This is a genomic window from Gordonia sp. NPDC058843, assembly GCF_042743165.1.
Lineage (GTDB): Bacteria > Actinomycetota > Actinomycetes > Mycobacteriales > Mycobacteriaceae > Gordonia.
In genome coordinates this window covers 72,189-95,300 of record NZ_JBHYNC010000004.1, presented here as the reverse complement: position 1 = coordinate 95,300, position 23,112 = coordinate 72,189, and the positions used below count along the sequence as shown (strand labels likewise).

Sequence of the window (23,112 nt, the reverse complement as noted above, 5' to 3'; positions counted from 1 at the left end):
TGGCGACACAGGTGCTCACCGGTCGTCGTCCGTGTAACGGATGACACCCCGGATGTTTCGGCCGCCGAGCATGTCATCGAATGCCTCGTTGACCTGTTCGAGTCTGTACGTCCGGGTGACCATGGAGTCGAGGTCGAGTTGCTTGGTCTTGTACAGCGACAGAAGTGTCGGGATGTCGACTTGTGGATTGGCACCGCCGAAAATCGATCCGCGCAGCGTCTTCTGGAGAAGTGTCAGCATCGCGAGGTTCAGGGTGACCTGGCTGTCGAGGAGGTTGCCGACACCGGTCATCACACAGCAGCCTGCTTTTCCGGTGATCGACATCCAGGTGTCCACCTCGTGGCCCTGGACATCCCCAGCGGTGACGATGACCTTGTGACACATCCGGCCCAGGGTCAGGTCCACGATGGGCTGGATCGAGTCCGCGACAGTAGGGAAAGTGTGTGTGGCCCCGAACTTGATGGCCTGCTCTCGCTTCCACTCGACAGGATCGATCGCGACGATCGTTCGGGCACCGGCGGCTCGCGCCCCTTGGAGAGCAGCTGCACCGACCCCGCCGATGCCGATCACCGCTACGTCTTCACCGGGACGGATATCGGCACTGTGGACAGCCGATCCGTATCCGGTGGTCACCCCGCAACCCACCAAGCAGGCGACCTCGAAGGGGATGGAGGGGTCGATCTTGACGATGGAATCCTGATGGACCACGGCGAACGGCGAGAAGGTCCCGAGAAGCGACATCGGGTACGCGTTGTTGCCGCGAGCCTGGATACGAAAGCTGCCATCCGAGATCGAGGCTCCCATGAGGAGCCCCGCGCCCAGATCGCACAGGTTGCGCAAGCCGTCTTGGCATGCCGGGCAGTGCCCACAGGCCGGGATGAAGGAGAAGACGATGTGGTCACCGACCGCGTACCGGTCGACGCCAGGACCCACTTCGGTGACGATTCCGGCACCCTCGTGCCCGCCGAGGATGGGGTACGCCGGCATGGGCATCGCACCCGTGACCAGGTGGTGATCGGAGTGACAGATCCCGGCTGCCTCGACCTGCACCTTGACCTCTCCGTGTCGGGGGTCGCCGATCTCGATCCCCTCGATGGTCCAGGGCTCGTTCTGTCCCCAGAGGAGGGCGCCTTTGGTCTTCATGATGTGTTCTCCTTGATAGGTGTGAGGCCACGACCGGTGAGTAGCAGAAGCCGGACGAGATGACGACGGTGTGTCCCGAACTTCTGTTACTCACCTAGGGCGTGAAAGCTTTTGCCAACCGGCACACGTGCCCGGGACCGACGTCGCGCGCCCCGCTCCGAGGCAGCACCGGTGATCCTGGTGACCTGGGCGAGAAGGGACCACCACTCGGGGTACCTCCTACTCGCGGGTCAGGACGTCGGCTTCGGACCGAGGCAGTTGTCGGGGCTCCAGTCGTTGAGCATGCGGACGCCGTGGTTGACCTCGATGAACTCCGGAGCGATGAAGGTCTTGGTGATGGCCATGATCACCATGAGGATGCCCAGAGTCGCGAATCCCGACAGCAAGACCGTTGGTAGCGGCGTACGTTCACCCGGCTCCCGGTCCCAGCGGGTGTAGAAGATCAGCGACGCGAAATGCCAGGCGCCGTAGACGAGCACGTTGAGTCCCCACATCCCCGTGCCGTTGTCGAAGCAGTAGTTGTGTGGCACCGCAACGGTGTACGCGAATGTCTCGATCAGCGGCATCAGGGGAGCCAGCACCGCACAGAGGATCGCGTGGCGAACCAGAGTGTCCCGACCGAGGATCCCCGTTGTGCGACCGAGTAACTGGGTGATGACCCGGTAGAGGGTACCGAGGATGACCGAGTAGAGCGCGAACACGGAGATCGTCATGAACAGCATGAACAGCGGTACGCCGTTGGGGTTGATGTTGGTGTTGAAAGCGAAGTGCCCGTGGAGCACCTCATACCAGGGATCCGTACCGATGAAACCACCCAGCACTGCCCAGATGCACAGGAAGATGCCCATTCTGAATCCGTACAGCTGCGCCAGCGGTAGGCCTCGGTCCTCGGGTGCACGAAACACCAGGGGTAACACCAGGGTTCCCACTCCCATGATGATCGACTGGGTGAGCAGCGCGACATCGTTGTAGCTGTCATAGCTGAGATTGAGAACGACGATTGCCTGGATGGGCAGGCAGACCAGAAACCAGATCACATAGATGATCTCGGTTCGCCGCTTGCCGGGGTTCGATGCCAACCAGTGGAACGAGGTCGGTCCCGAGCCTGGATCGTCGACGGTTCGGACGTCGTCGCGGCCGATTGACTGAGTCATCCTGCATCTCCCTCTCGCGCCTGCGCGCGTTTGCCGGCGAAGCCTCGCAAGCTGTGTACAGCCAGCCGGACACCGTCTGTGAAGATTCTTAACAAAATGCGTCCAACATGGCAAGGGTACGGCCGATAAGGGGGTGTCCATGCGATCGCCGAACAACCTTGCAACGGCAGTGACGATGGATCGCGGAGGCCACTCATACTGGCATTTCCGTGTCGATTCGAGCTGTCTGCACGCTTCTACGTAGCATTGACACGCCATGACCTGCGCCGTATCTTGTAATGTTAAGTCACTTAACTAGATGGCGAAACGGGCGCGGGCCACGGTGTTCGGGAAAGGGCGCCGATGCGGAGCTGACGATCACCGACCTGCCGCAGACAACACGTATGCGCCGCAGGCTCGGCGAGGGTGTGGCCGCACCATCCGTCCCGACGATCCTGTCGACTTCTATCCGACGTCGAAACAGTCGATGTGGTGGTGGTTCCCGGCCTGGAGCATGCGGTCGAGTAGCAAACGTCGCCACCCAGACCGTTGGTACCTGTCCCGGCTCCGTCGTCCTCGCCGTCACCACCAGAGAGGCATTGCCGTGAAATTCGGCCTGTTCTACGAGATGTTCGTTCCTTCAGCTGATCCCGAGGCAGAAGCGCGGATCGTGCGCAACACCGTCGATCAGATCGTCCACGCGGACAAACACGGATTCGACTACGTGTGGTTGTCAGAACATCACTTCCTCCAGGGCTTTTCGCACATGTCGGCACCCGAGGTCATCTTCGGGGCCGCCGCCTACCAGACCGATCGCATCCGGTTCGGATTCGGCCTCGCCCTGACCCCGCCGGCTTACAACCACCCGGTGCGTGTTGCCGAGAAGGTCTCGATGCTCGACTGTCTCAGCGGCGGACGGGTCGATCTGGGCTGCGGTCGATCGACGACACCAGCCGAACTGTACGGATTCGGACTCGATCCCGATGAATCCCGGGGGCAGTGGAGCGAGGGGCTCGAGGCAGTCGCACACCTCCTTGCGGAGGAGAATGTCGAGTTCGACGGCAGGTACGTGACGATTCCCAGGCGGACTGTCGTGCCGCGTCCTGTCCAGAAGCCCCATCCACCGTTATGGGTCGGAGGTGTGGGCCCTGGCGACGCCGAGCGTGCAGCGAAGAAGGGGCTGGGAATGCTGTTCTTCGCCCATAGGGCCGACTACGAGGTCCTGACCGCATCCACCGCTGCGTATCACGAGAACATCGACAAGGCCGAACCCATCTGCGGAATGGTGAACAACCAGACCGCCGGCTTCGTGAACGGCTTGGTGTCCTACGACCGGGACGAGGTGCGTCAGCTGGCCGCCCGCAAGACCGTCGAGCACACCTTCAACGGGTCCACTCACAGGCTGGCCGGCTGGCCCGCCGGGGAACCGCCGAATAGCTACGCGCACTTGAGGTCCGGCGAGAACGCCTGGGTCAACGAGGCGATCGCGATGGATCGCGCCACGGCCGAGGACTTCATGACCGAGGGTGGCTTCGTGATGGCAGGCAACCCGGACGACTGCGCCCCGTTCCTCGACGCCTTCCAGAAGAGCGGAGTCGACCAGGTCATCATCCACATGCAGATGGGCGACATGCCTCACGATCGGATCATGGAGTCGATCGAGATCATGGGCGGAGAACTCATCCCTCACTACCGATAGGAAATGGGGCACGCACGGAGGCGATCTCAAGGGATTGTGCCACTCGATCGGGGCGTTTGCGCTTGGTCGACGAGGAGCCCGCCGGCGTGGAGATCACAGCTTGCGTTGACCGGTCACCTGATCGTGGAATGCCTCGAGCTTGGTCAAGAATCGCCGGTAAGCCTGCATTTCGGCGATGTCGTCGTTGAAGACCTCGTGCCGGAGCTTCTTGGAGTACTCGTCGGCGACGGATGCCGCCACCTTGCCACTGTCTGTCAGATAGAGGCGGCGACGCTTCGCATCACCCGGATGCAGGACATCGATGACAAAACCCTTGTCCTTGAGCTTCCCGACCACCTGCGACGTCGCCGAACGAGTCACTCCCAACTGCGTAGACAGCTCCCCGCCGGTGATCCCCTGATTGCGGAAGATGAGCGCACACATTTCCGCTTCGACGAGGGTCATGGAGACCCCCTCTTCGCCGTAAGTGTGCGGCGTCCGACGTCCGATCTGGATTTTGTTGATGACGCGCAACAACGCGATGATGATCTCTTCGCCGAGATCATCACTCGACCGTCCGACAGCGTTGCCGCCATCGTCACCGTGCGGAATGCTTGGCGTGGTCATGAGTGGCCACTATACTATCCGGCCAGACGAGTGGGCCAGCCGCTCACAATGTTTGGGCTGGGGTAGGCGGTCTCGTCGGTGGGTCGATCACATCTGGAGTCACGGCTGATCACGCGCACGCGAACAGATCCACCACGTCGGAATCGGCCTCGATGTCATCGCGTCGGGGCGGGTTCGACGCAGATCCTCACGAGCGCGGAGCGCCGGTGCCTCGGCAGCACATGCCGTCGAGATCAGACCGGCCGGAGGCCATCGACCAGCCACCGGTCTCCGGACTTGACGGCGGAGACGATGACGCGGCTCCCTGCAGTCGATGGATTCGGTTCCGCTGACGTCGACGTCACCTGATTGAGAAGGAGGAGCAGCTCCGCTTGATTGGCGTCCAGTGATACCACCGAGGTGCCTGCCACCGTCACCTGGGTGTTCACCTGCTTTTCGCGTGCGCCGGGGATGACTGCTTGCTCGATCAGCTTCTGGTACTCCGGCCGGAAGTCCGGCGTGAGTCCGGTCGCCGCGTCGACCAGCTGCTTGTCAACCGTCGCGTGATCATAGGACAGCATCGCCGAAACCTGGTGATTCACCGCAGCTTTCACGGATTCTGCGGAATCGTGGATCTGAACTCGATCGTGGTTGGACACCGCGAGTACCGATGCGCCGGCCACTGCAGTGACGATGATGAGCGTGGCGGTCGCCAGACGCACTCGTCGTGTGCTCACCGACCGCGCGACCGCGAACCGCCGCTTGCTGCCACCATTCTCATCCAGCTGTGCGTGGTCGTTGGACGCGCGGTCGTCTTGTGTGCCTGGGTCATCGATGGGGGGAGCAACCGGTCTGTCGGCGTTCCCGGTGTCGGGCGCTGCTTCGGTCTGTGCTGGATTCGCGGTCTCCGGCTCACCGGACGACGGCGCGTTCCTGGAGAAGGTGATGCGGCCGAGAGGGCCGAGATCGATCGAGCTCATAGTACGAAGTCCACCTTCGAGATCGTCATCGGTTCACCGTTGGTCACTACGACGCGAAAACGGAAATCGCGGTCTTCGGGAGCCTCGGTGCCCTCATTGGTCACTTCGGCATGAGCGGCGACGAGCAGGGTGGCTGACGTGTCGTCCATCCGCTCGACCCCGATGGCGATGATCGAGCCGGTCGAGGCAACTTGCGCTTCCTTGACAATCTGCGCGTACGAACCGGACCGACTTGTGAATTCGGTCTTGAAGTCGCCGCTCGACTGGCTCAGGAGGCGCTGGACATCGGTGTCCGCGGTCTTCGAACTCACGGTCGTCAGGGCAAGAATTCCTTCGCGCGCAGCAGCGAGGTACTCCGTGCGCAAATGGTCTTGGTTGTTCAACTCGATGCGGTGCCAGATCTCGTGACCCAGGAAGGACACCGATGCGACCAGGCAGAGAACTGTGACAGCGGCTACGCCGCGTCTGCGGATGAGAGCGGACAGGCGTGCGCGCCGCGACGGTGCTGCGGTGTCATCGGCGTCGATCGAGACGGCTTCGGTGTCGACCTCATCGGGTTCTGTTGTGCTGGAGTCGGTGTCGTCCGGATCTGCGCTCGCTCCGGAGGCCTCGTCGACGACCTCTGGGTCGTCGCGGCTGTCATCGTGGCGTTCCGCGTCGTGGGGGACGTCGGTCATTTCTGTGGGCCCCGAAGCAGTTCTTGCCATGGTGTGCCTCCTCCGATCGTTCGGTGGTGGTAGACGGCGCCGTCTTCCGCGACGTAGGCGCCGGTTTCGTTGTCATAGGCCGAGGGCTGCACCCTCCCGATGAGACCCTGTTGGTCGGGATCGCCGGACCCGTCGATACTCGACGGCATCGGACCCTTCGGTTGATACGGCCGTGGGTCGCGGCACGCTTCCGGTGTCGGGGCGCGCCGACCGGGGACCTCCATGCAGGGCAGGTTCCGCGCGCCCCGGACATTCATCGGCGAGTTCTGCGGTATGGCGCAGTACTGGTTGGACGGCGGCGGGGCGTAGGACGTATCGGCGGGACTTCGTCGCTGTTCGGCGGGGAGATAGCCAGTGGTGCAGAGCGGTGAGCCCATCACGTGGAACTGTGCGGTGACGGCCTCATCGGACTCGCCCTTGTTGACCATGGTCTGGATTGCTGCGATCAAAGGAGGAGTCAGTACGAACAGTTGCTCTATCCCCGGGTTGTAGGTGACCGCGACCTGACCGAGGCTCACCAGGTTCGACAGCAGGACGGGGATCGTCGGCCGAAGGTCCTGAAGCAGTTGTTGTGCGGTCGCCGCCGTCCGAGGACTGTTGTCGATGATCGATCGGACATGTGGATCGCGGCCCTGCAGCTCTTCGGTGAAGCGAGCGAGTTCGTGAGTCCAGGTGGTGATGGCTTCTCTCGACCGGCCGTGGGGGCTGAGGAATGGTCCGAGTTCGTCGATCAACTCGATGAGGCTGTCGTCGTTGACGGAGGCGATGTCGGCTATGCGACGGGTCGAGTCGACGAGCCGAATCAGGTCATCTCGTGTGCCCACGAAAGTCCGGAAGGCAGCGTCGACCATGGTGCGGAGCTTTCCTTGCGGGATGGAGGCCAGCAGTTCGTTCGCTTGATCGAGTAGCGGCCCGATCTGCTCGGGGATGCTCGTCGCTGATCGAGGCAGCACATCACCGTCGGAAACAAAGGGTTCGGAATCGTCTGTCGGCACCAGGTCGATGAACTGCTCACCGATCGCTGACATGCTGTGGACGTTCACCCGCAGATCGGTGCGAGGAATCTCGACGTCGTCATCGAGCTTCATCCGTGCGGTGACTCCGTCGCGCGACACCTCGATCGACTCGACCAGTCCGATGGTCACACCTCTGTAGGTGACATTCGATCGTTCATACAGCCCGCCACCGACCGGAAGCTGCACGGTGACGACCATCTTGCCGACCCCGATCATCGACTGAACTTGAATGTAGGACAACAGCATGACCGTCACGGACACGACGGCGACGACCCCGAGGATGGCCAGTTGAATTCGGACCAGAGGGCGCATGTCAGTTCTCTCCGGAAGGGCGCGGTGGGGGAGGCGTCACGCCAGGGGTGGGTGTGGTCCCGGTGACCGGCCCCCTGATCGGATCGTCGGCGTCGGCGGCGCGACCGGGGTTCTGACCGAGCACCCCGGATGGCCCAGACGTGGTCCGTCCCAGAGGGGTTCCCCGGAGGAGGTCGGACCGGATCCGCGGAACGCTGAAGTCGAGCAGCGCGAAGAGGTTTGCATAGTCACCGCGGACGATGCGATCGAGTCTACTCAGCGGGAAGGGGAGTGTGAACGCCATGTCGAGCGAGTCCGTCAGCGATTGTCCAGAGTCGGCGAGCGACTTCAGAAATGGGTGGATGTTGGCAGCATTCGCTCTGATGTCTGCAGCACTCGCGGTGATGATCTGGCGTGCACTGTCGCCGAATCGATCGAGTGCGGTGATCGCCTCGCTGAGTCGACTGCGCCGGTCTGCGAGTTCACGCAGCGCCGGCTGAATTCTCACGATCGCGTCATCGAGCGTCTCGCTCTCGTCGGCGAACACGGTGGCAAGGCGATCGAGTCCGTTCAGGGCAGTGGTGATCTCACCGCGGCGCTGGTTCAGGGTTGCCGTGACCTCGGTGAGCTGGGATACAAGGCTGCGAACGGTGCCCTCGCGGCCGGACAGCGCGTCGTTGGCGCCCGTGACGATTTGACCCAACTGGGCCAGCCCACCCCCGTTGACAACCACCGATAAGGCCGACAGCGTCTGTTCGGTGGTCGGGTATGCGCTGGCATGCTCGATCGGAATCAGTGCGCCGTCGGTCAGCGCGCCCTCCGGTGCTTCCCCGACGGGGCTCGCGAGTTCGATGTGTTGGGAACCCAAAAGGCTTGTCTGACCGATCGAAGCGGTCGCATTGGCCGGCAGGACGACATCCCCGTTGAGGGATAGGCGAATCCGCGCATGCCAGCCGTCGAGTTCGATCGAGGAGATCCGACCGACCTCGACGTTGTCGACCAGAACCGGCGAATTCGGCGTGATGTTGGTGATGTTCGGCATGTCGACGAGTACCGAGTAACTGCCTGGGCCGGTTCCCTGCCCACCCGGCAGAGCGAGCGAATCGACTCCTTGCCATCCGCACGACGTGGAAGCCAGCATGACGGCCACCGCGATGCCGGGTAACCCGACTCGTCGTCGATTCATCTCGGCACCTCCGGCAGAAGAAGTTTCGCGAGATTCGACGGCACGACGTTGGCGGCGGGAGGAGGGCCCGTCAAACCGGGGATTCGGGTGGCGATCCCCGGTTCGCTGGATATCACTTGGCCGGGATCGGCGAAGCTGCTTCGTGTCGGCATGGTGAGGATGTTCGGGTATGAGGTCTTCAACTGGTTCAGGTAGGCGCCGAGATACTGCACGCACAGGTCCGCGCCACGACCGCTCGTCGGTGTGCCGACAGCTGCCACTCCGCCACATACCGCCTGAACAGGATTCTCGAAGTTGGCCGCGGAGAAGACACCGGTCATCCCGCCGACCGCCGGCTTGTAGATGTTGTAGAAGTTCGACAACTGAGTCGGTGCTTGATGCAGTAACCCTTCGATGTTTGCGCGCTGTGCCGCCAGAGTGCTGGTCACGTCGGCTGCCGCATCGACATTGGTGATCAGACCATCACGGTTGTCCGTGATGAACGACTGGATGTCGGTCATCAGGGAGTCCAGGGTGACCAGCGCGCCGCCCACATCAGACCGGTTGTCGCCCAGAACTTCTGCAACAATCGCCAGGCGGTCGTGCAGGGCCTCTACCTGGTTGTTGCTGCCGGACATCGCGGTGACGAAGACCTGTAGGTTGCGGACGACGGCGAAGAGGTCGTCCCGACCATCCGATATCACCGTCATGGCTCGCGAGAGCTGGGTGATCGTGTCGTTGACCTGGTCGGCGTGCGGTGCAAGGACGTCGGCGCCTGTGCTGACCAACTGTGATGCCGATCCGGGATCGTCAGGTCCCTTCGCACCCACCTCGCGGGTGATGTCGCCCAGTGCGTTCTTGATGTCGTCCCACTCCATCGGAACCACTGTGCGATCCAGTGGGATCGTGCTCTCGGCGGGCAGAGGTGTTCCAGACGTGTAGGCGGGAGTGAGCTGGATGGTTCGGCCCGCGACCAGGCTCTGCGCGACAAGTGCGGCCGACACGTCCTGCGGTACCCGCACGCCAGGATTCAGACGCAACCTGACTTCGACGTGCCCGGGAGTGGGGGTCAAGGACTCGACCACGCCGACGGGCACCCCCAGTACGGTTACCTGGTCACCGGGATAAATGCCTGTACCAGAGGTGAATTCGGCGGTGACCTGATACGAGTCCGGTCCACGCTGAGCGATCCACACCATCGAGGCGACAGCAACGATGACCGTGAACACCGCGGCGATGAGCTTGCGCATCAGCGGCCTCCTGTCGGCGCAGACTGTTCGACGATGGCATCGACCAGTGGTTGCAGGTAGGCGACCGGTACCAGGTTTCCGACGAAGGCGGTGAAGAACGGACCGGTCGCCACGCTCTCTCCTAGGGCCATCGAGAAGTTCCTGAGCCCGGGAATGGCCTCAGAGATCGCCTGCTTGTTCTTTTGAAGCACCTGCAGGACTGTCCGCAGCTTGGCCATCGCCGGGCCGATGTCGACGCGATTCTCACGCAACAGGGCCGAGAGTTGCTGCGCCAGGTATCGGGTTCCGATGATCAGACGTTCGAGTTCGGCACTGCGGGACTGTAGTTGGCCCAACAGGCGGTTCGCATCGAGGATCAGCGTGTTGATCTGTTTGCTGCGCTGTGCAAGCACAGTGGTGAAGCTGCGAGTTCTCGTGAGCAGAGTTCGAAGCTGATCGTCGCGCGAGCTGATCGTCTCAGCCATTCGTTGCACGCCCGTCAACGCACCGTTCAGGGACGGCGACGAGGTCTCCAACACGTCGCCGGCGGCGCGAAGAGCCGCATCGACCGAGGCGCCGTCCGTGCCGTCGAGCGTGGCCCCGGCATCGTCGAGGGCATCCGTCAGTGAGTAGGGCGATGTGGTCTGACTCAACGGGATCGGGGTGTCGTGCGACAGAATTCCCACTCCGCCGGGAGTCACCTTCAGTGCGCGTTTGCCGAGGGCCGAAGTGGTGACGATGCTGATGCGGGTGGCATCGCGAAGTTCCACCGGTGAATCGACACTGAAGGAGACCTCCACCCGATTGCCGTCGAGTTCGATGTCATCGACCTTGCCGACCTCGACGCCGGAGAGCAGGACGGTGTCTCCCGGGCGCAGGCTACCGACCTCGGCGAAGTGCGCTCGGTACGTGTCGTGGGAGAAGGCCGCCGGGATTCGGTCGTACGTCAGGGCCAGAACGACCACCAGCACCGTCAGGCCGACACCGATGGCGGCCACCTTGCGCGGAGGCATCTCTCGAAACGTCCGGGTCTCACGCTTCGTCACTTCGCACACCTGCCGTCGGTTTGGTCGAGAAGAGGGATGTCCAGGTTCTTCCCGTCGGTTCCGGTCAGCCGGAGGACGCCTTGGCAGGCATACAACTGGAAGCCGGCGCCGTATGCGCCCATCCGCGCGAGACGTCGGTACGCGTCGGGAAGCGCAGCCAGTGTCGAGTCCAGCATCGCGCGTCCGGCAACCAACTGTCCGGCCGTGCGGTCGAGTTGGACCACGGTGGCACGCACGTCCGAGCGAACGGCGCCCAACAGGCCACCGGCAGCGAGGGTGGCCCGCTCCAGGCGCGTGACGATCTCGTCCATCGGATCGCCGCGGTTGGCGAATTGGTCGACCAGCAGTTGTAGGTGCTCGACCGAGTCCGACACCTGATGCCTGCGGGCGTGGGCCGTGGCCAGGACCACGTTGAGGCTGGATATCAGCTCGCCGATCACCGCATCCTGGTCCGCGAGCATGGTGGTGGTCGATCCGGTGCTGGCCAGCAGGGTGTTGATGTTCTCGCCCTGTCCTTGGAGTACACCGATGAGCGCGTTCATCAGGCGATTGAGGTCGTCGCCACGGACGCTCTGGAACAACGGTTTGAATCCGCCCACCAGCGAATCGATGTCGAGCGCGGGAGCAGTTCGGGCCAGCGGGATGACACCACCGGGTCCCAATGCTCTCCCGGGTTTCGGGTCGCCGCGCGTGATCTCGAGATATCGGTCGCCGGTCAGGTTCTCGTAACGGACTAACGCTCGGTTACCTGTGTCGAGCGGGCGCTCCTGCGACACAGTGAAGGCGACTCGGACCTCTGCGTTCGCATCCAGTTCCACTGATTCGACCTTGCCTACCGGGACCCCGGCGACCCGCACGTTCTGTCCCTGTTTCAGCCCGGAGGCATCGCTGAAGACGGCTTCGTATTCATGGGTCGAACCCGACCGGAAATTCCCGAACACAACGATCAGTGCGCTGAGGATGAGAAGCATGACCGCCGTGTAGCAGGTCACCTTGATCATGGTTGCGCGGCCTTGTGTACCGGTCCTCATCGGCCGGACCTGACGGGCCGGCCGACCAACGAGGTGAGCAGATCCTGAGGCAGAACTCGCAGAGACGAGGGCTCACCACGGTATGGGTTCACGCCCGTGTCGGTCACCAGGTAGGGCGCGGATGCACCGGGCGGGACGTTGGGCAGCCCGAAGCATCGGGGACCGCCGCTCGCGCCGACCACGGGCAGATTGCCGGGGTATCCGTAGAACGGCACGCCGGGAAGGAATCCGATGTCCAGATGAATCCCCGGATACTTGGCCGATCCCAACGCCGGGAGGCCCTTCTCGAGGAGGTTGTCCATTCCTTTGATGGTGCAGGTGAACGATGGTGCGTAGACACGCATGAGAGTCGTCGTGGGTGACAAGAGATCGAACGCCGAGATGAGTGGCTCCTTGTTCGTCTGGAGTACGTCGGTTCCGACTGCGGACAGGCCCATGATGTTGGTCAGCATCACGTCGATCTGGGGGGCCTTGTCGGTGATCGTGGTGGCCGTGGTCCGAACGCGGGACGCGATCGCCATCAGCTCTGGAGCGTTCGGCGCGTAGGCCAGTAACGCGTCCGCAGCCGCGTCGAGCGTCGGTCCCAGGCCTGCGCGAGGCGAGTTGACCCGTTGCAGAAGTGTGTCGATCTGATCGATCGCGGCGCCCAGCCCCGCTCCGCGGCCATCGCCGAGTGCGGCGGCCAGGGCGCCGAGCGTCTCGTTGAGCTTCTCGGGCTGGATCTGTCGGAGCACGTCGGAGAGATTCTGGAAGACGGTGTTGATCTCGACGGTGACGTCCTCGGTGCTGATGACATCGCCCGCGGCCATCGAGGCGGTGCTGGGTTGTTCTGGCGCAACGATATTGACGTACTTGGACCCGAAGACAGTGGTCGAGGTGATTTCGATCCGCGCGTTGGCGGGGATCTCCGACAGGACATCGGAATCGATGTTCACTGCAAGGCGCGCGGTGCGGTCGTCGTTCTTGACCGTGCCCACGCGACCCACCTCCACTCCTCGATAGGTGACCTTCGATCCGGGCTTCATCAAGAGACCGGATCGCTTCGCGACGATGGTGATCTCCTCGGATCGGATGAACCCGCCGTTGAACGAGACGGCCGCCACGACCATCGTGAGCGCCACTGTCACCGTGAGACCGAGCGCGTACAACTTCCTTCGGTGGTTCTGCATTGGTGACCGCTCGCTAACTCGACAGGTGGAAGTTGCCGGTGGCGCCATAGACAGCCAGTGAGATCAGCAGCGTGACACTGACAACGACGATCAACGACGCGCGAACGGCCCTGCCGACTGCGCGGCCGACTCCGTCGGGCCCACCCGAGGCGGTGAAGCCATAGTAGGTGTGTACCAACATGACTGCGGCTCCCATGGCGATTGCCTGAAAGAACGACCAGAGGATGTCGACCGGTTGCAGGAAGGTCCGAAAGTAGTGGTCGTAAAGGCCACCGGACTGGCCGTAGATGCTCACGGTCGCGAATCGACACGCGTAGAACGACGCGATCATCGCGGCTGAGTACAACGGGATGACGACCAGGGTCCCCGCCATGATCCTCGTGCTGATCAGGTAAGGCAGTGGGCGGATGCCCATTGTCTCGAGCGCGTCTATCTCTTCACTGATGCGCATGGCGCCCAACTGGGCGGTGGACCCCGCACCGATCGTCGCCGAGAGTCCGATGCCTGCGACCACGGGCGCGGCGACTCTGACGTTGATGAACGCTGCGAGGAAGCCGGTCAGGGATTCGATGCCGATGTTTCCCAGCGAACTGTAGCCCTGAATGGCGATCGTCCCTCCGGTGAAGAGGGTGAGTGAGGCAACGATGACCACCGTTCCGCCCACGACCGCCAGCGCTCCTGTGCCCATGCCGATCTCGGCGATGAGCCGGATGACATCCTTTCGGTAGTGGCGGAGCGCCTGAGGTATCCCCCTGACGGCGGCGACGAAGAACTCGACCTCGCCGCCGACGTCGTCGACTGCCGCCGAGACGCGTCTCGCCCGTCGCCGCGAACGCGCAACCAGATCCGATCCAGCCAACACCATGACCTATCCTCCCGTCACTTTCACGCCGATGGCGGTGACCAGAATGTTGATCACGAACAGACCGATGAACGCATAGACGACCGTTTCGTTGACGGCTTCGCCCACGCCCTTTGGTCCGCCCTTGGCGGTCAGTCCCCGATAGCACCCGACGAGACCGGCGAGCATTCCGAACAGTCCCGCTTTGATCACCGCGATCATCAGCTGGCTCAGTCCGGTGAGGAGCGTCAAGTTCCCGACGAAGGCGCCCGGGTTCACGTCTTGAAACAGAACGGAGAATGCGAATCCGCCCAATATGCCTATTGTGCAGACCAATCCGTTGAGCAGAACCCCGACGAACGCGGAGGCCCACACCCGTGGGACCACGAGCCGCTTGACGGGGTCGACTCCCATCACCTCGAGGGCCGCGATCTCGTCGTGGATCGTGCGGGCGCCCAGATCCGCGCAGAGCGCAGTTGCGCCCGCGCCCGCGACGATCAGCACAGTGACCATCGGCCCGATCTGGGTGATCGTGCCGAATGCGGCGCTGGCGCCGCTGAGATCGGCGGCGCCGAGTTCGCGGAGCAGAATGTTGAGGATGAAGGTGACGAGCACGGTGAACGGAATCGCGACAAGGACTGTCGGAACCGTTGACACCCGCGCGATGAACCAGGTCTGATCCATGAATTCTCGGAACTGGACCGGACGCGCGAAAGTGAATCGGAACGTGTCCAGGGTCATGGCGAAGAAGCCGCCTACAGCATCGATGCCGTTGCCCAATCTTCCCCTGGCCGAGAAGAATCCAGTCGACAGTCTGGACCTGAACTCGGCGTGCTCGGACACCGACCGCGACCCGGTTTCACTGCTCGTCATCGAACCTCCTCCCCGAACGAATCCTGAGCATACAGATTGGTTCGATGTGTGTGTTCAGAATTGGCAGGACCGATCGCTTCCTGGTCGTAAGGTGATGCCAACACGGTCGGGCACTCCGGTGAAGGTGAGAATGTGGCACGTAGAACAGGTTGGGGCGGTTCGCTGCCCGTCGACGACGCGGACGCAGCCAAGCGCATAATCGACGCCACGCGCGTGTTGATCGAGACGACCGGCTCGACCGTGACACTGACCGACGTGACCAAGGCGCTCCAGGTGACGCGACAAACCGTGTACCGGTATTACCCCGGGATCGATGCACTTCTGCAGGCAGTGGCCCTGGACATCGGGAGTCGCCTCGCGGACCAACTCGTCCGCGACGTCGGCGACATCACGGAGCCGTCGGAGGCGATCGTGGAATTGATGGCCTGCACGATCGAGAGGGTTCGAGGTGATCGCGCGGTGATGTACCTGCTCACCACCGCCAACACAGCCGACTTCAGTGGTGGGATCACCGACGACATCTCGCAGGAGTTCGCGGTGGCTATGCTTCGGCGGCTCGAGGTCGATTGGGCGGCCGCCGGCCTCGACGACGCCGGTCTGCGCGAGCTGTCTTCGTGGCTGTTGCTGATCATCGACGCGTTCGTCTCCAGTGCGCGCGAACCTCTGGCCACCGGACCTGGGTTGCGGAGCTACCTGCGGACCTGGCTGGCGCCCGCAATCGATGCACTGGTGTTGCCGGCAACCGATGAGGCGGCGCCGTCACGCCCGGGGGGCGTGATCTCGGCGCGGGCCTCAGCGAAGAGACGGTCGGCGCGATGACCCCTCTGGCAACAGTCGAGCCCATGGAGGTCAAGCCCGATCCACAGGGTCGGGCCCGTGATCTCCGACGGTGACGAGGCGCTCTGCCGCATAAAGCCATTCGAAGGGTTCGGACTTCTGGGCGAGCATCAGTGGTTCCCAGATGAACTCACGTCGCCGCTGCATCCGGGTGAACAGCCACAGTAGTTCGAGTGCCTTGCGATCCGGGCCACGGTCGACGATCTCTTTGAGGGCGTGGAGTCCGGCTTCGCGGGACGGCGGAGTCGACCCGAGAACCTGCCGCATGTCTGCGATGTCGGCTGCTTCCAGTCCGGGTCCGAAGCGTCGTTCGCGTTCGAGCGCTTGTGCGATCGCCACGCCGCCCCGAACGAGGAAGACGTCCCAGTCGTCTGTCGCGATGGGCAGACAGTTGCCGGCGAGGTGATCTACGAGGTAGCGATGAAGATCGCTGCGAGCGGGCTCTCCTTCGTCGGTGGCCACTGGGAGATCAGGTCCTTCGACGCGGACACCGTGCGCTTCACAGAGTGCATCGGTGAGTCCGCGTCGAAGTGTCACGTCCCAGCCGAACGAAGGCAGCATGCTGGGTACGGCGGCGTCGGGGAACTGGATTCGAGGTGACAGGCCGAGGGGTGAGAGGACCATGGCCAACACCGTGTAGTAGCAGAGAGTGGACCGCTCTATCGTCCGGCCGCTGAGTTCCTGGTAGCGCTGGAAGACATTTGCCAGCTCTCCGACCGGATAGAGCATGTTGCGCATTCGCATCACACCTAGGTCGGAAATGGGGTCACCGACATGGCTCAGTTCCCAGTCGATGAGCGCGGTGATGCCGGATCCGTCGTGCATGAACTGACCCGGGCCGGTGTCTCCCTGAACCCAACATGCCTCGGTGCGGCCCCGCGGGATGTTGTTGTGCAACCACCACACGGCAAAGTCGAGCAGGGGCTCCGGGCCGATGAGGTCGCGGGCGAGACCGTAATCGGTTTCCATGTATCTGAAGAGGCCGTCGAGTGCGAGTTGTTCCGGCGACGTGGGAATGGTCTGGACCGCCGGCATGGACTGCGGTGTCAGGGCGTGGAGGGCAACGAGATTGGCGATGAAGTCGTCGAGGACGCCCTTGCTGTCGTCGGTGTCCTCGACGAGCTCGTTGGTACCGTTCACTCTCTCCATCGCGATGACGCGGACCTTCTCGTCGAACCCGTAGAGATGCGGCACCTTCACGTCGGTGTCCTGGAGGGCCTGCAAGACTGCTGCCTCGTGGGCGACGTCGAAACGCGAGAGAAACGCCGACAGGTCGACGTACTCGGGATCGCGTTCGTAACGCAGGACCAGCGGGACGACCGAATCGTCCGGTAGTCGAACATCGACGAAGAACTGGGGACGCCAACGGCCCTGGTGCTCGACGTTCTCGACGATCCCGCCGATCAACTGCTCGACCCAGTCGCGTACTGCGTTTTCGAGTTCCATGGTCGCCACTCAGGCTTCCGCGAAAAAGCCGCCGCTGAAGAGCGGGAGATCGAGATGTGTGTGGACTCCGGGCGGTGCTGCGACGACGGACGGCATCGCGTTGACCGTCTGCACACCGGTCATCAGGACGTCCGGCTGCTTGGCATCGAACTCTGTGCTGGTCTCGATGCGGGTCTCCAAGCATGGATCGCCGACGACACGAACGCTCCACGCTCCGTCGCCATATGGCCATTCCGCGGGAGCGACATCCTCACCCAGCACCCAGACCCACTGATTCTCCACCCTGATCTTGCCGTTCTTGTAGGCGCGCAGCGTGATGCGAACAGCTCCTACTTGCCCGGGTTCGACGTTGTACACCGGAGTGACGATCTCTCGAGGCGTCGGGGCCACTTCCCAGTCGAGGGTGACATCGTCGAACTCGAGGCCCGTCGCGTCGGCGAACATCTGCAGTGAGGCATAGAAGGAGCTCTCGGTCACAACTTCTCTGGGAAAGCGCACCAGCGGCTCTTCAACTGGTTTGCCGAAGCCGATGTAGTCGCCGATCTGGCGCGATGTGTACCGCGACATGTCGACCATCTCGGTCATGTAGATCGTGTCGATGGTTCTCGTCAGTCGACACAGCGAGATCGGCCAGACATCCATCATGTAACCGGGGTTGATCCCGGAACTGTGAAACGAGACTCCACCTGTTGCGCAGGCTTTCTCGAGGCGCTCGCGCAGCGGACTGGACTTGATGATCTGCGGATAGATGTGGACACTCACCGCAGTTGAACAGACGTTCTTTCCCGATTCGAGCAGTTGACAGATCTGATCGAGCGCGGCCTCGGGGTCGCGCGTCTCGCCGAGGGCGTTATAGGCCACCACGTCAGCGTCGAGCCCGAGGATGGCCTCGAAATCATCCGTCGCAGTGACGCCGACCGGAGCTGTCCCGGCGATGGTCCCGGCATCGACGCCCACCTTCTGAGGCGAGAACGCCAGGAGGCCGACCAACTCCATGTCCCGCCGCCCGAGGATCGTGCGCAGGCTGTGCGTACCCACGGTGCCAGTGGCGACCTGTATGACTCTCAACTTCTCCATCCGGACCTCTCCCTTGTTGTTAAGGCACTTAACAGTGCTGCTGATTATCATGCCCAGTTGGGAGTTGCGCAGCGTATTCGCGGTATCGGGAACGGCGGTCTGGTACAGCACCTGACGGTGCGCACATCGGCAAGGCGACGAGAGACAACGACAGCACGCCGCGGCCGCAGCGGGAACCGATGACGAACGTCTGCTCTTCGGCGTGGCACTCCAGGAGTGAGATGACGTGGAGCGAGATCGACGGACGTACACCCGAGCCGTGCCCATGCGTCTGGGTCGCGTAGGTGAGAGTGCGTCGGCCCCTGCTGGACCGGGGCGCAGCCGAGCGCACAGCAGGCAGTGCTCGTCTCGGCCCGGCGCCCGGATCGGGCGGATCGACGGCCGGCAGGTGGGAGTGCTCCGGAGGGACGACGGCCCGAAGTAGACCGAAAAGAGCTGTTCAACAGAAGATGTCGGGTCCGCCAGGTGTCAAGGCACGACTGGCGATCTCAGTGAACGGAGGACGACCGCAACTGCAGTAAGGCGTCAATCAGTGCGGGTGCACCACCGCGGACGTGAGACAGGTCGGGATAACCGAGCGCGTGCAGTTGGCGCACCGTCGGTGCCGAGCCGCGCTCGGTGTTGCAGACGACGACAATCGACCTGCCATGGTCGATCAGGGCGGGGGAGTGCTCATGACGTCCGAAGAGCGCGGCGACGTCGGACTTCTGAACATGAACACCACCGGGGAGCAATCCCACACCCTGCGCGGGATTGGCACGCACGTCCAGGAGGACGGCACCGTCCAGGATTCGGTTGACGACACCTTCCGGGTCGAGCAGCGCTTCGTCGGCATCGAAGTACGACCGACCGGTGACATCGCCGGTCAGCGATCCGAGCGCGTCGATGACGGCCTCCTCGGCGGCTTCATCCAGGGAGACGGCGCAGGTGTGGCGGGTGATGTCGAACGCGGAGACATGCACGGCCGGGGCGCAGATGTGTCCGCCGAGAGACCGCACGGCGAGGTCGATCCCACTCTGCCGGGAATCGATGTGCGAGGGTGCGTCTCCGGCGGCTATCACCACGACGGGCATGTGTGCGAGAGCCGTCTCCGGCAGTAGTTCGAGCAAGGACTTCGTGAGCCCTGCGTACTGGCCCTTGACCACCGGGGTGCACACCACCAGTGCGTCGGAGGCGGAGATCGCCGCGACCATGTCCTCCACCGACGGATGCGTCGTGTCGCCGTCGATGACCGCATCCGGATCGACAGCCGATGTCTCCACGCGGAGGCTGGTGTGCCCCTCGATGTCGAGTGTCTCCGAGACGAACTCGGCGACAGCCGATGCCGGCGAATCCGTCAGCCGGCTTCCGACCAGCAATGCGATGAGTGCCACGACAACCTCCAGAGCAACTGTTCGACGCAGACGGCGACGACACCACAGAGGATTCCCTATCAACCCGGTAGGGGGGTAGAGATTTGATTCCGGTGATCGTAATCCCCGCTACGGCTCCCATCACGAGCGCGGCGTCAGTCGTCGATTGTGGGGGGCTGTTGGGAAGCGTCAGGGCTCTGACCAGCGGCGCGATCACCGAAATCGCCTGGCGGCGTGAGGTTCGCGTCGCGGCTTGCGACCGTGGTGGGCGTCGATCTCGAGCACCTGGGTCGGGCGCGCCTGCGTCACGGACACGTTGATCCCTACCAGAACGGTGGGCAATAGTTCTCTCCGTTCATCGCTGTGCGTCGAGGAGGTCCCATGAGCGTGACAGCAGGAGTCGACCGTCGATCGGTCGATACCGATCCATTCACCGTCGGCGGTCTCGGTGACCGCAGCGCGGCGCTGCGCGCCGTGACACGCATCGCGCCCGCGGTGAGCGACCGTGCGCGGTCCACCGACATCCCACATCCGGAAACCTTCGCCGACATCAAGGCATCCGGGCTCCCCGCCTATATCGTTCCCGCCGAATTAGGCGGCGGCGGAGCGGATCTGGCTGATGCATCCGCTGTCATTCGTGCACTGGCGGCCGCCGACGCGTCCGCGGCGCTGGTCCTGACCATGCACTACATCCACGCCACCCGGCTACTCAGCGGCACGACGACACCCGCTCTGACCGGGGTGGCACAACAGCTGGCCAGCGACAATCTGCTGTTGAACTTCGCAGCGAGTGAGGGCCGCAGTGGAGCGCCCAGCAGAGGCGGAACGCCTGAGACCACCGCCGTCAGAACAGCTGCCGGCTGGGAGCTGCACGGCCGTAAGCGATATGTCACTGGTTCGATCGGCCTCGACCTGATCCTGGTCACCGCTCGCGTGCAGATCGCCGACGAGGCCGCTGTCCACACCTTCGTCGTACCGGCCTCGAGTACGGGCGTTCGCATCGAAGAGACCTGGGACACCTTCGGTCTACGCGGAACGGCCTCACACGATGTCGTCCTCGACGGTGTGGTCGTACCGCTCGACGCCGCCGCGACCGCGTACGACCCCAACACCAATGTCGACCGTTCCGACACGTTCTACAACTGGTGGTCCCTGCTTCTCGCGTCGGTCCACCTCGGCATCGCCACGGCGGCCCGAGCCACCGCGCTCGACTTCGCGTCCGGGTCCCGCAACGACGGGCAACCCGGCGCTCGGTACGAGCAGCCGCGCACCCGAGCCCACGCCGCAGCGCTCGAACTGGCCCTGCTGCAGGCCGAAACGTTGCTGCACGGTGGTCTCGCCCGCGTCGGGCGGGACGGGGGCGGCGTGCCCGGACTCGGCCCCGCCGTCAAGGCGCTGGTACATCGTCATGCCACCGAGGCCGTTGATGCGGCCGCACGTCTGGTCGGCGGTGCCTCGGTCTGGAACTCCTCCGATCTCTCCCGGTATCACCGCGACCTGCGCGTCGCGATGTTCAACCCACCCAACGACGATGTCGTCGCCGACCGTGTCGCCGACATCGTGTTTCAGGTCGGAGGCGGCACGTTGCTGGCCGATTCGGAAGGAAGCCACCGGTGACGACCACACGACGTCTGTCGCTGCATTTCAACATCAGTGGTGTCGGACATGCCAACTACGCATGGCGGCACCCGGACAGCCAGACGCATCGCGCGCTCGACCTGGACTACTACGCGCAGCTCGCCCAGACCGCCGAGCGGGGGAAGTTCGACTCGATCTTCATCGCCGACACCCCCGCGCTCCGTCCGGACCCGAACGACGTCCTCGCGAACACCCCGTTCGAACCGATCACCTTGTTGTCAGCACTTGCAGGCGTGACGAGCCACATCGGTCTGCTCCCGACGGTGTCGACGAGCTACTCCGACCCGTATACCGTCGCGCGACAGATCGCGTCTCTGGATCTCCTCAGCGGGGGGCGCGCGGGCGTCAACCTGGTGACCTCTGCGGGCGACGCTGTGGCACGAAACCATGGTCGCGACAACCACATCGGCCACGCTGAACGCTACGAGCGGGCCCATGAGTTCGCCGCCGTCCTCACGAGGTTGTGGTCGAGCTGGAAACCACATGCACTCGTCATCGACCGGGACACCGGGGTGATGGCCGACCGCAGCGGGATCGAGACGATCGACCACCGTGGCCGCTTCTTCCAGGTGGCGGGACCGCTGACCGTTCCGCCGTCTCCGCAGGGCAGGCCCGTCATCGTGCAGGCCGGCGCCTCGTCGAGCGGAATCGACTTGGCCGGCGCACATGCTGAGGCGGTCTACGCACGGTCTCTGTCCATCGGCGAGACCACCGAGACCCGACGGCGAGTCCGGGAGAGCGCGGTCCGGCACGGCCGTGCGGCCGACTCCGTCAAGGTGCTCCCGGGCCTTGTCCCGTACGTGGCGAAGACGTCGGCGCAGGCGCGCGACCTGGTCCGGCATATCGAAGATCTCACGCAAGTGGGCCCGGATGCCGTGCGGTGGCTCGGCGGGATGATCGGCGTGGACCTGAGCGGTTATGCGCCCGACGACCGCGTCCCGGTCGAACTGTTCCCGGAGCCGGACGATTTCAACGGATCGGTGACCGGTCTCGTCCAGCTGCGCCATCTGGCGTCGACGGACGCGCCGACCATCGGGGAGCTCGCGCGACGGGTCAGTGGGCTGGCGCCCCTGGGCATGTCGGCGATCGTGGGGAGCGGCGCCGAGGTCGCCGACACCCTGGAGCACTGGTTCACCAGCGGCGCCGCCGACGGGTTCAACCTCATGATGCCCATCGCGCCGGGCGGTATCGAGACGTTCGTCGACGAGGTCGTACCCGTGCTGCAGGAACGCGGACTCTTCCGGGCGGAGTACACGGCGGCAACGCTCCGATCGAACCTCGGTCTCGAGCTCGCTTCAGACGGTCGCGTCTGACGACATGTCGAACCAGGGAAGGTGAATCGATGCGCATCTCGGCGAAGTCCGACTATGCCCTTCGTGCGCTGCTCGAGTTGGCCGCGCACCCCGACGACTTGGTCAGCTCGGAGCACCTCGCGAATAGCCAGAACATCCCCCACAAGTTCCTCGAGGCAATCATGTCGGAGCTCAGGAGGACATCGTTCGTCGTCAGTCAGCGAGGTACCGGTGGGGGACATCGACTGCAGAGGCCGGCGTCCGACATCGCACTCGCCGATGTCCTGAGGGCGCTCAACGGGCCGCTGGTCTCCGTCCGCGGCGAGTGTCCCCAGGACCTCGGATACGACGAACCGGCGGCCAATCTGCAAATGGTGTGGGTCGCCATGCGCGTGGCCCTTCGCACAGTGCTCGAGACCGTCACCTTGCAGGACCTCGTCGACGGCACGCTTCCGGCAACCATCACCGAGCCCGCCGCCGCCCCGGACGCCTGGATCAGCCACACGTACGACCCACAGAGCCCCACCGCCGTCCGCCCCCACCAGCAGTAGACCCCAGTCTT

The 23,112-nt window shown here is 63.7% G+C and carries 21 protein-coding genes; 5 read left to right on the top strand and 16 right to left on the bottom strand.

Going from position 1 to position 23,112, the window contains the following annotated elements; genetic code table 11:
• Nucleotides 1-15: 15 nt before the first annotated feature.
• Together ACFW3F_RS04510 and ACFW3F_RS04505 are read right to left on the bottom strand one after the other, a co-directional pair.
• Nucleotides 16-1,143: an NDMA-dependent alcohol dehydrogenase gene (locus ACFW3F_RS04510; protein ID WP_388054734.1), complete on the bottom strand. Its 1,128-nt coding sequence runs from the start codon at nucleotides 1,141-1,143 to the stop codon at nucleotides 16-18.
• Between the two features lie 230 nt (nucleotides 1,144-1,373).
• Entirely contained in the window at nucleotides 1,374-2,297 is a 924-nt protein-coding gene (locus ACFW3F_RS04505; RefSeq protein WP_388054732.1) for a hypothetical protein, read from the bottom strand.
• Nucleotides 2,298-2,880: 583 nt separating this feature from the next.
• On the opposite strand from ACFW3F_RS04505, the gene ACFW3F_RS04500 reads away from it, so the two are divergent.
• Complete coding sequence (locus ACFW3F_RS04500) at nucleotides 2,881-3,975, top strand: LLM class flavin-dependent oxidoreductase (RefSeq protein ID WP_388054730.1); 1,095 nt, start codon at nucleotides 2,881-2,883, stop codon at nucleotides 3,973-3,975.
• A 93-nt stretch (nucleotides 3,976-4,068) separates the two neighbouring features.
• Here ACFW3F_RS04500 and ACFW3F_RS04495 read toward each other — a convergent pair whose 3' ends face one another.
• From ACFW3F_RS04495 to ACFW3F_RS04445, 11 genes are all read right to left on the bottom strand, one after another.
• Nucleotides 4,069-4,581, bottom strand: a complete 513-nt coding sequence (locus tag ACFW3F_RS04495; protein WP_388054728.1) for a MarR family winged helix-turn-helix transcriptional regulator — start codon at nucleotides 4,579-4,581, stop codon at nucleotides 4,069-4,071.
• 233 nt (nucleotides 4,582-4,814) lie between these two features.
• Nucleotides 4,815-5,540, bottom strand: coding sequence for a hypothetical protein (locus ACFW3F_RS04490; RefSeq protein ID WP_388054726.1), 726 nt, complete (start codon nucleotides 5,538-5,540; stop codon nucleotides 4,815-4,817).
• Nucleotides 5,537-6,247 carry a hypothetical protein gene (locus tag ACFW3F_RS04485; protein ID WP_388054724.1) on the bottom strand — a complete coding sequence of 237 codons (711 nt, stop codon included), beginning with the start codon at nucleotides 6,245-6,247 and terminating at the stop codon, nucleotides 5,537-5,539. The genes ACFW3F_RS04490 and ACFW3F_RS04485 overlap by 4 nt, the downstream gene beginning before the upstream one ends.
• Nucleotides 6,214-7,575, bottom strand: coding sequence for an MCE family protein (locus ACFW3F_RS04480; RefSeq protein ID WP_388054722.1), 1,362 nt, complete (start codon nucleotides 7,573-7,575; stop codon nucleotides 6,214-6,216). The genes ACFW3F_RS04485 and ACFW3F_RS04480 overlap by 34 nt, the downstream gene beginning before the upstream one ends.
• 1 nt (nucleotide 7,576) lies before the next feature.
• Complete coding sequence (locus ACFW3F_RS04475) at nucleotides 7,577-8,740, bottom strand: MCE family protein (RefSeq protein WP_388054721.1); 1,164 nt, start codon at nucleotides 8,738-8,740, stop codon at nucleotides 7,577-7,579.
• Nucleotides 8,737-9,969 (bottom strand): MCE family protein, encoded by a 1,233-nt coding sequence (locus ACFW3F_RS04470; RefSeq protein WP_388054719.1) that lies wholly within the window; start codon nucleotides 9,967-9,969, stop codon nucleotides 8,737-8,739. The genes ACFW3F_RS04475 and ACFW3F_RS04470 overlap by 4 nt, the downstream gene beginning before the upstream one ends.
• Nucleotides 9,969-10,961 (bottom strand): MCE family protein, encoded by a 993-nt coding sequence (locus ACFW3F_RS04465; protein WP_388054717.1) that lies wholly within the window; start codon nucleotides 10,959-10,961, stop codon nucleotides 9,969-9,971. Before ACFW3F_RS04465 ends, ACFW3F_RS04470 begins: the two co-directional genes overlap by 1 nt.
• Nucleotides 10,962-10,990: 29 nt before the next feature.
• Entirely contained in the window at nucleotides 10,991-12,025 is a 1,035-nt protein-coding gene (locus tag ACFW3F_RS04460; RefSeq protein WP_388054715.1) for an MCE family protein, read from the bottom strand.
• Nucleotides 12,022-13,152, bottom strand: coding sequence for an MCE family protein (locus ACFW3F_RS04455; protein WP_388054713.1), 1,131 nt, complete (start codon nucleotides 13,150-13,152; stop codon nucleotides 12,022-12,024). The genes ACFW3F_RS04460 and ACFW3F_RS04455 overlap by 4 nt, the downstream gene beginning before the upstream one ends.
• A 55-nt stretch (nucleotides 13,153-13,207) precedes the next feature.
• Complete coding sequence (locus tag ACFW3F_RS04450; protein WP_388054711.1) at nucleotides 13,208-14,059, bottom strand: ABC transporter permease; 852 nt, start codon at nucleotides 14,057-14,059, stop codon at nucleotides 13,208-13,210.
• Between the two features lie 3 nt (nucleotides 14,060-14,062).
• A complete protein-coding gene (locus tag ACFW3F_RS04445) occupies nucleotides 14,063-14,776 on the bottom strand; it encodes an MlaE family ABC transporter permease (protein WP_388054968.1) in 714 nt (237 codons plus the stop codon).
• Nucleotides 14,777-15,040: 264 nt separating this feature from the next.
• On the opposite strand from ACFW3F_RS04445, the gene ACFW3F_RS04440 reads away from it, so the two are divergent.
• Nucleotides 15,041-15,727: a TetR/AcrR family transcriptional regulator gene (locus ACFW3F_RS04440; protein ID WP_388054709.1), complete on the top strand. Its 687-nt coding sequence runs from the start codon at nucleotides 15,041-15,043 to the stop codon at nucleotides 15,725-15,727.
• Nucleotides 15,728-15,757: 30 nt separating this feature from the next.
• On the opposite strand, the gene ACFW3F_RS04435 is transcribed toward ACFW3F_RS04440, so the two are convergent.
• From ACFW3F_RS04435 to ACFW3F_RS04425, 3 genes are all read right to left on the bottom strand, one after another.
• On the bottom strand, nucleotides 15,758-17,191 hold the full coding sequence (locus tag ACFW3F_RS04435; RefSeq protein ID WP_388054707.1) for a phosphotransferase: 1,434 nt from the start codon (nucleotides 17,189-17,191) through the stop codon (nucleotides 15,758-15,760).
• 9 nt (nucleotides 17,192-17,200) lie between these two features.
• On the bottom strand, nucleotides 17,201-18,379 hold the full coding sequence (locus ACFW3F_RS04430) for a hypothetical protein (RefSeq protein WP_388054705.1): 1,179 nt from the start codon (nucleotides 18,377-18,379) through the stop codon (nucleotides 17,201-17,203).
• Nucleotides 18,380-18,756: 377 nt separating this feature from the next.
• Nucleotides 18,757-19,641, bottom strand: a complete 885-nt coding sequence (locus tag ACFW3F_RS04425) for an NAD(P)H-dependent oxidoreductase (protein ID WP_388054703.1) — start codon at nucleotides 19,639-19,641, stop codon at nucleotides 18,757-18,759.
• A gap of 360 nt (nucleotides 19,642-20,001) precedes the next feature.
• Here ACFW3F_RS04425 and ACFW3F_RS04420 point away from each other — a divergent pair, with 360 nt between their 5' ends.
• Genes ACFW3F_RS04420 through ACFW3F_RS04410 form a run of 3 tightly spaced genes read left to right on the top strand, consistent with a single transcriptional unit; the run spans nucleotide 20,002 to nucleotide 23,101 of the window.
• The gene (locus ACFW3F_RS04420; protein WP_388054701.1) at nucleotides 20,002-21,237 is read left to right on the top strand and encodes an acyl-CoA dehydrogenase; all 1,236 of its coding nucleotides are present in this window, start codon (nucleotides 20,002-20,004) and stop codon (nucleotides 21,235-21,237) included.
• A complete protein-coding gene (locus ACFW3F_RS04415) occupies nucleotides 21,234-22,571 on the top strand; it encodes an LLM class flavin-dependent oxidoreductase (protein ID WP_388054699.1) in 1,338 nt (445 codons plus the stop codon). The genes ACFW3F_RS04420 and ACFW3F_RS04415 overlap by 4 nt, the downstream gene beginning before the upstream one ends.
• A 29-nt stretch (nucleotides 22,572-22,600) precedes the next feature.
• Nucleotides 22,601-23,101, top strand: coding sequence for an Rrf2 family transcriptional regulator (locus ACFW3F_RS04410; protein ID WP_388054697.1), 501 nt, complete (start codon nucleotides 22,601-22,603; stop codon nucleotides 23,099-23,101).
• Nucleotides 23,102-23,112: the final 11 nt, after the last annotated feature.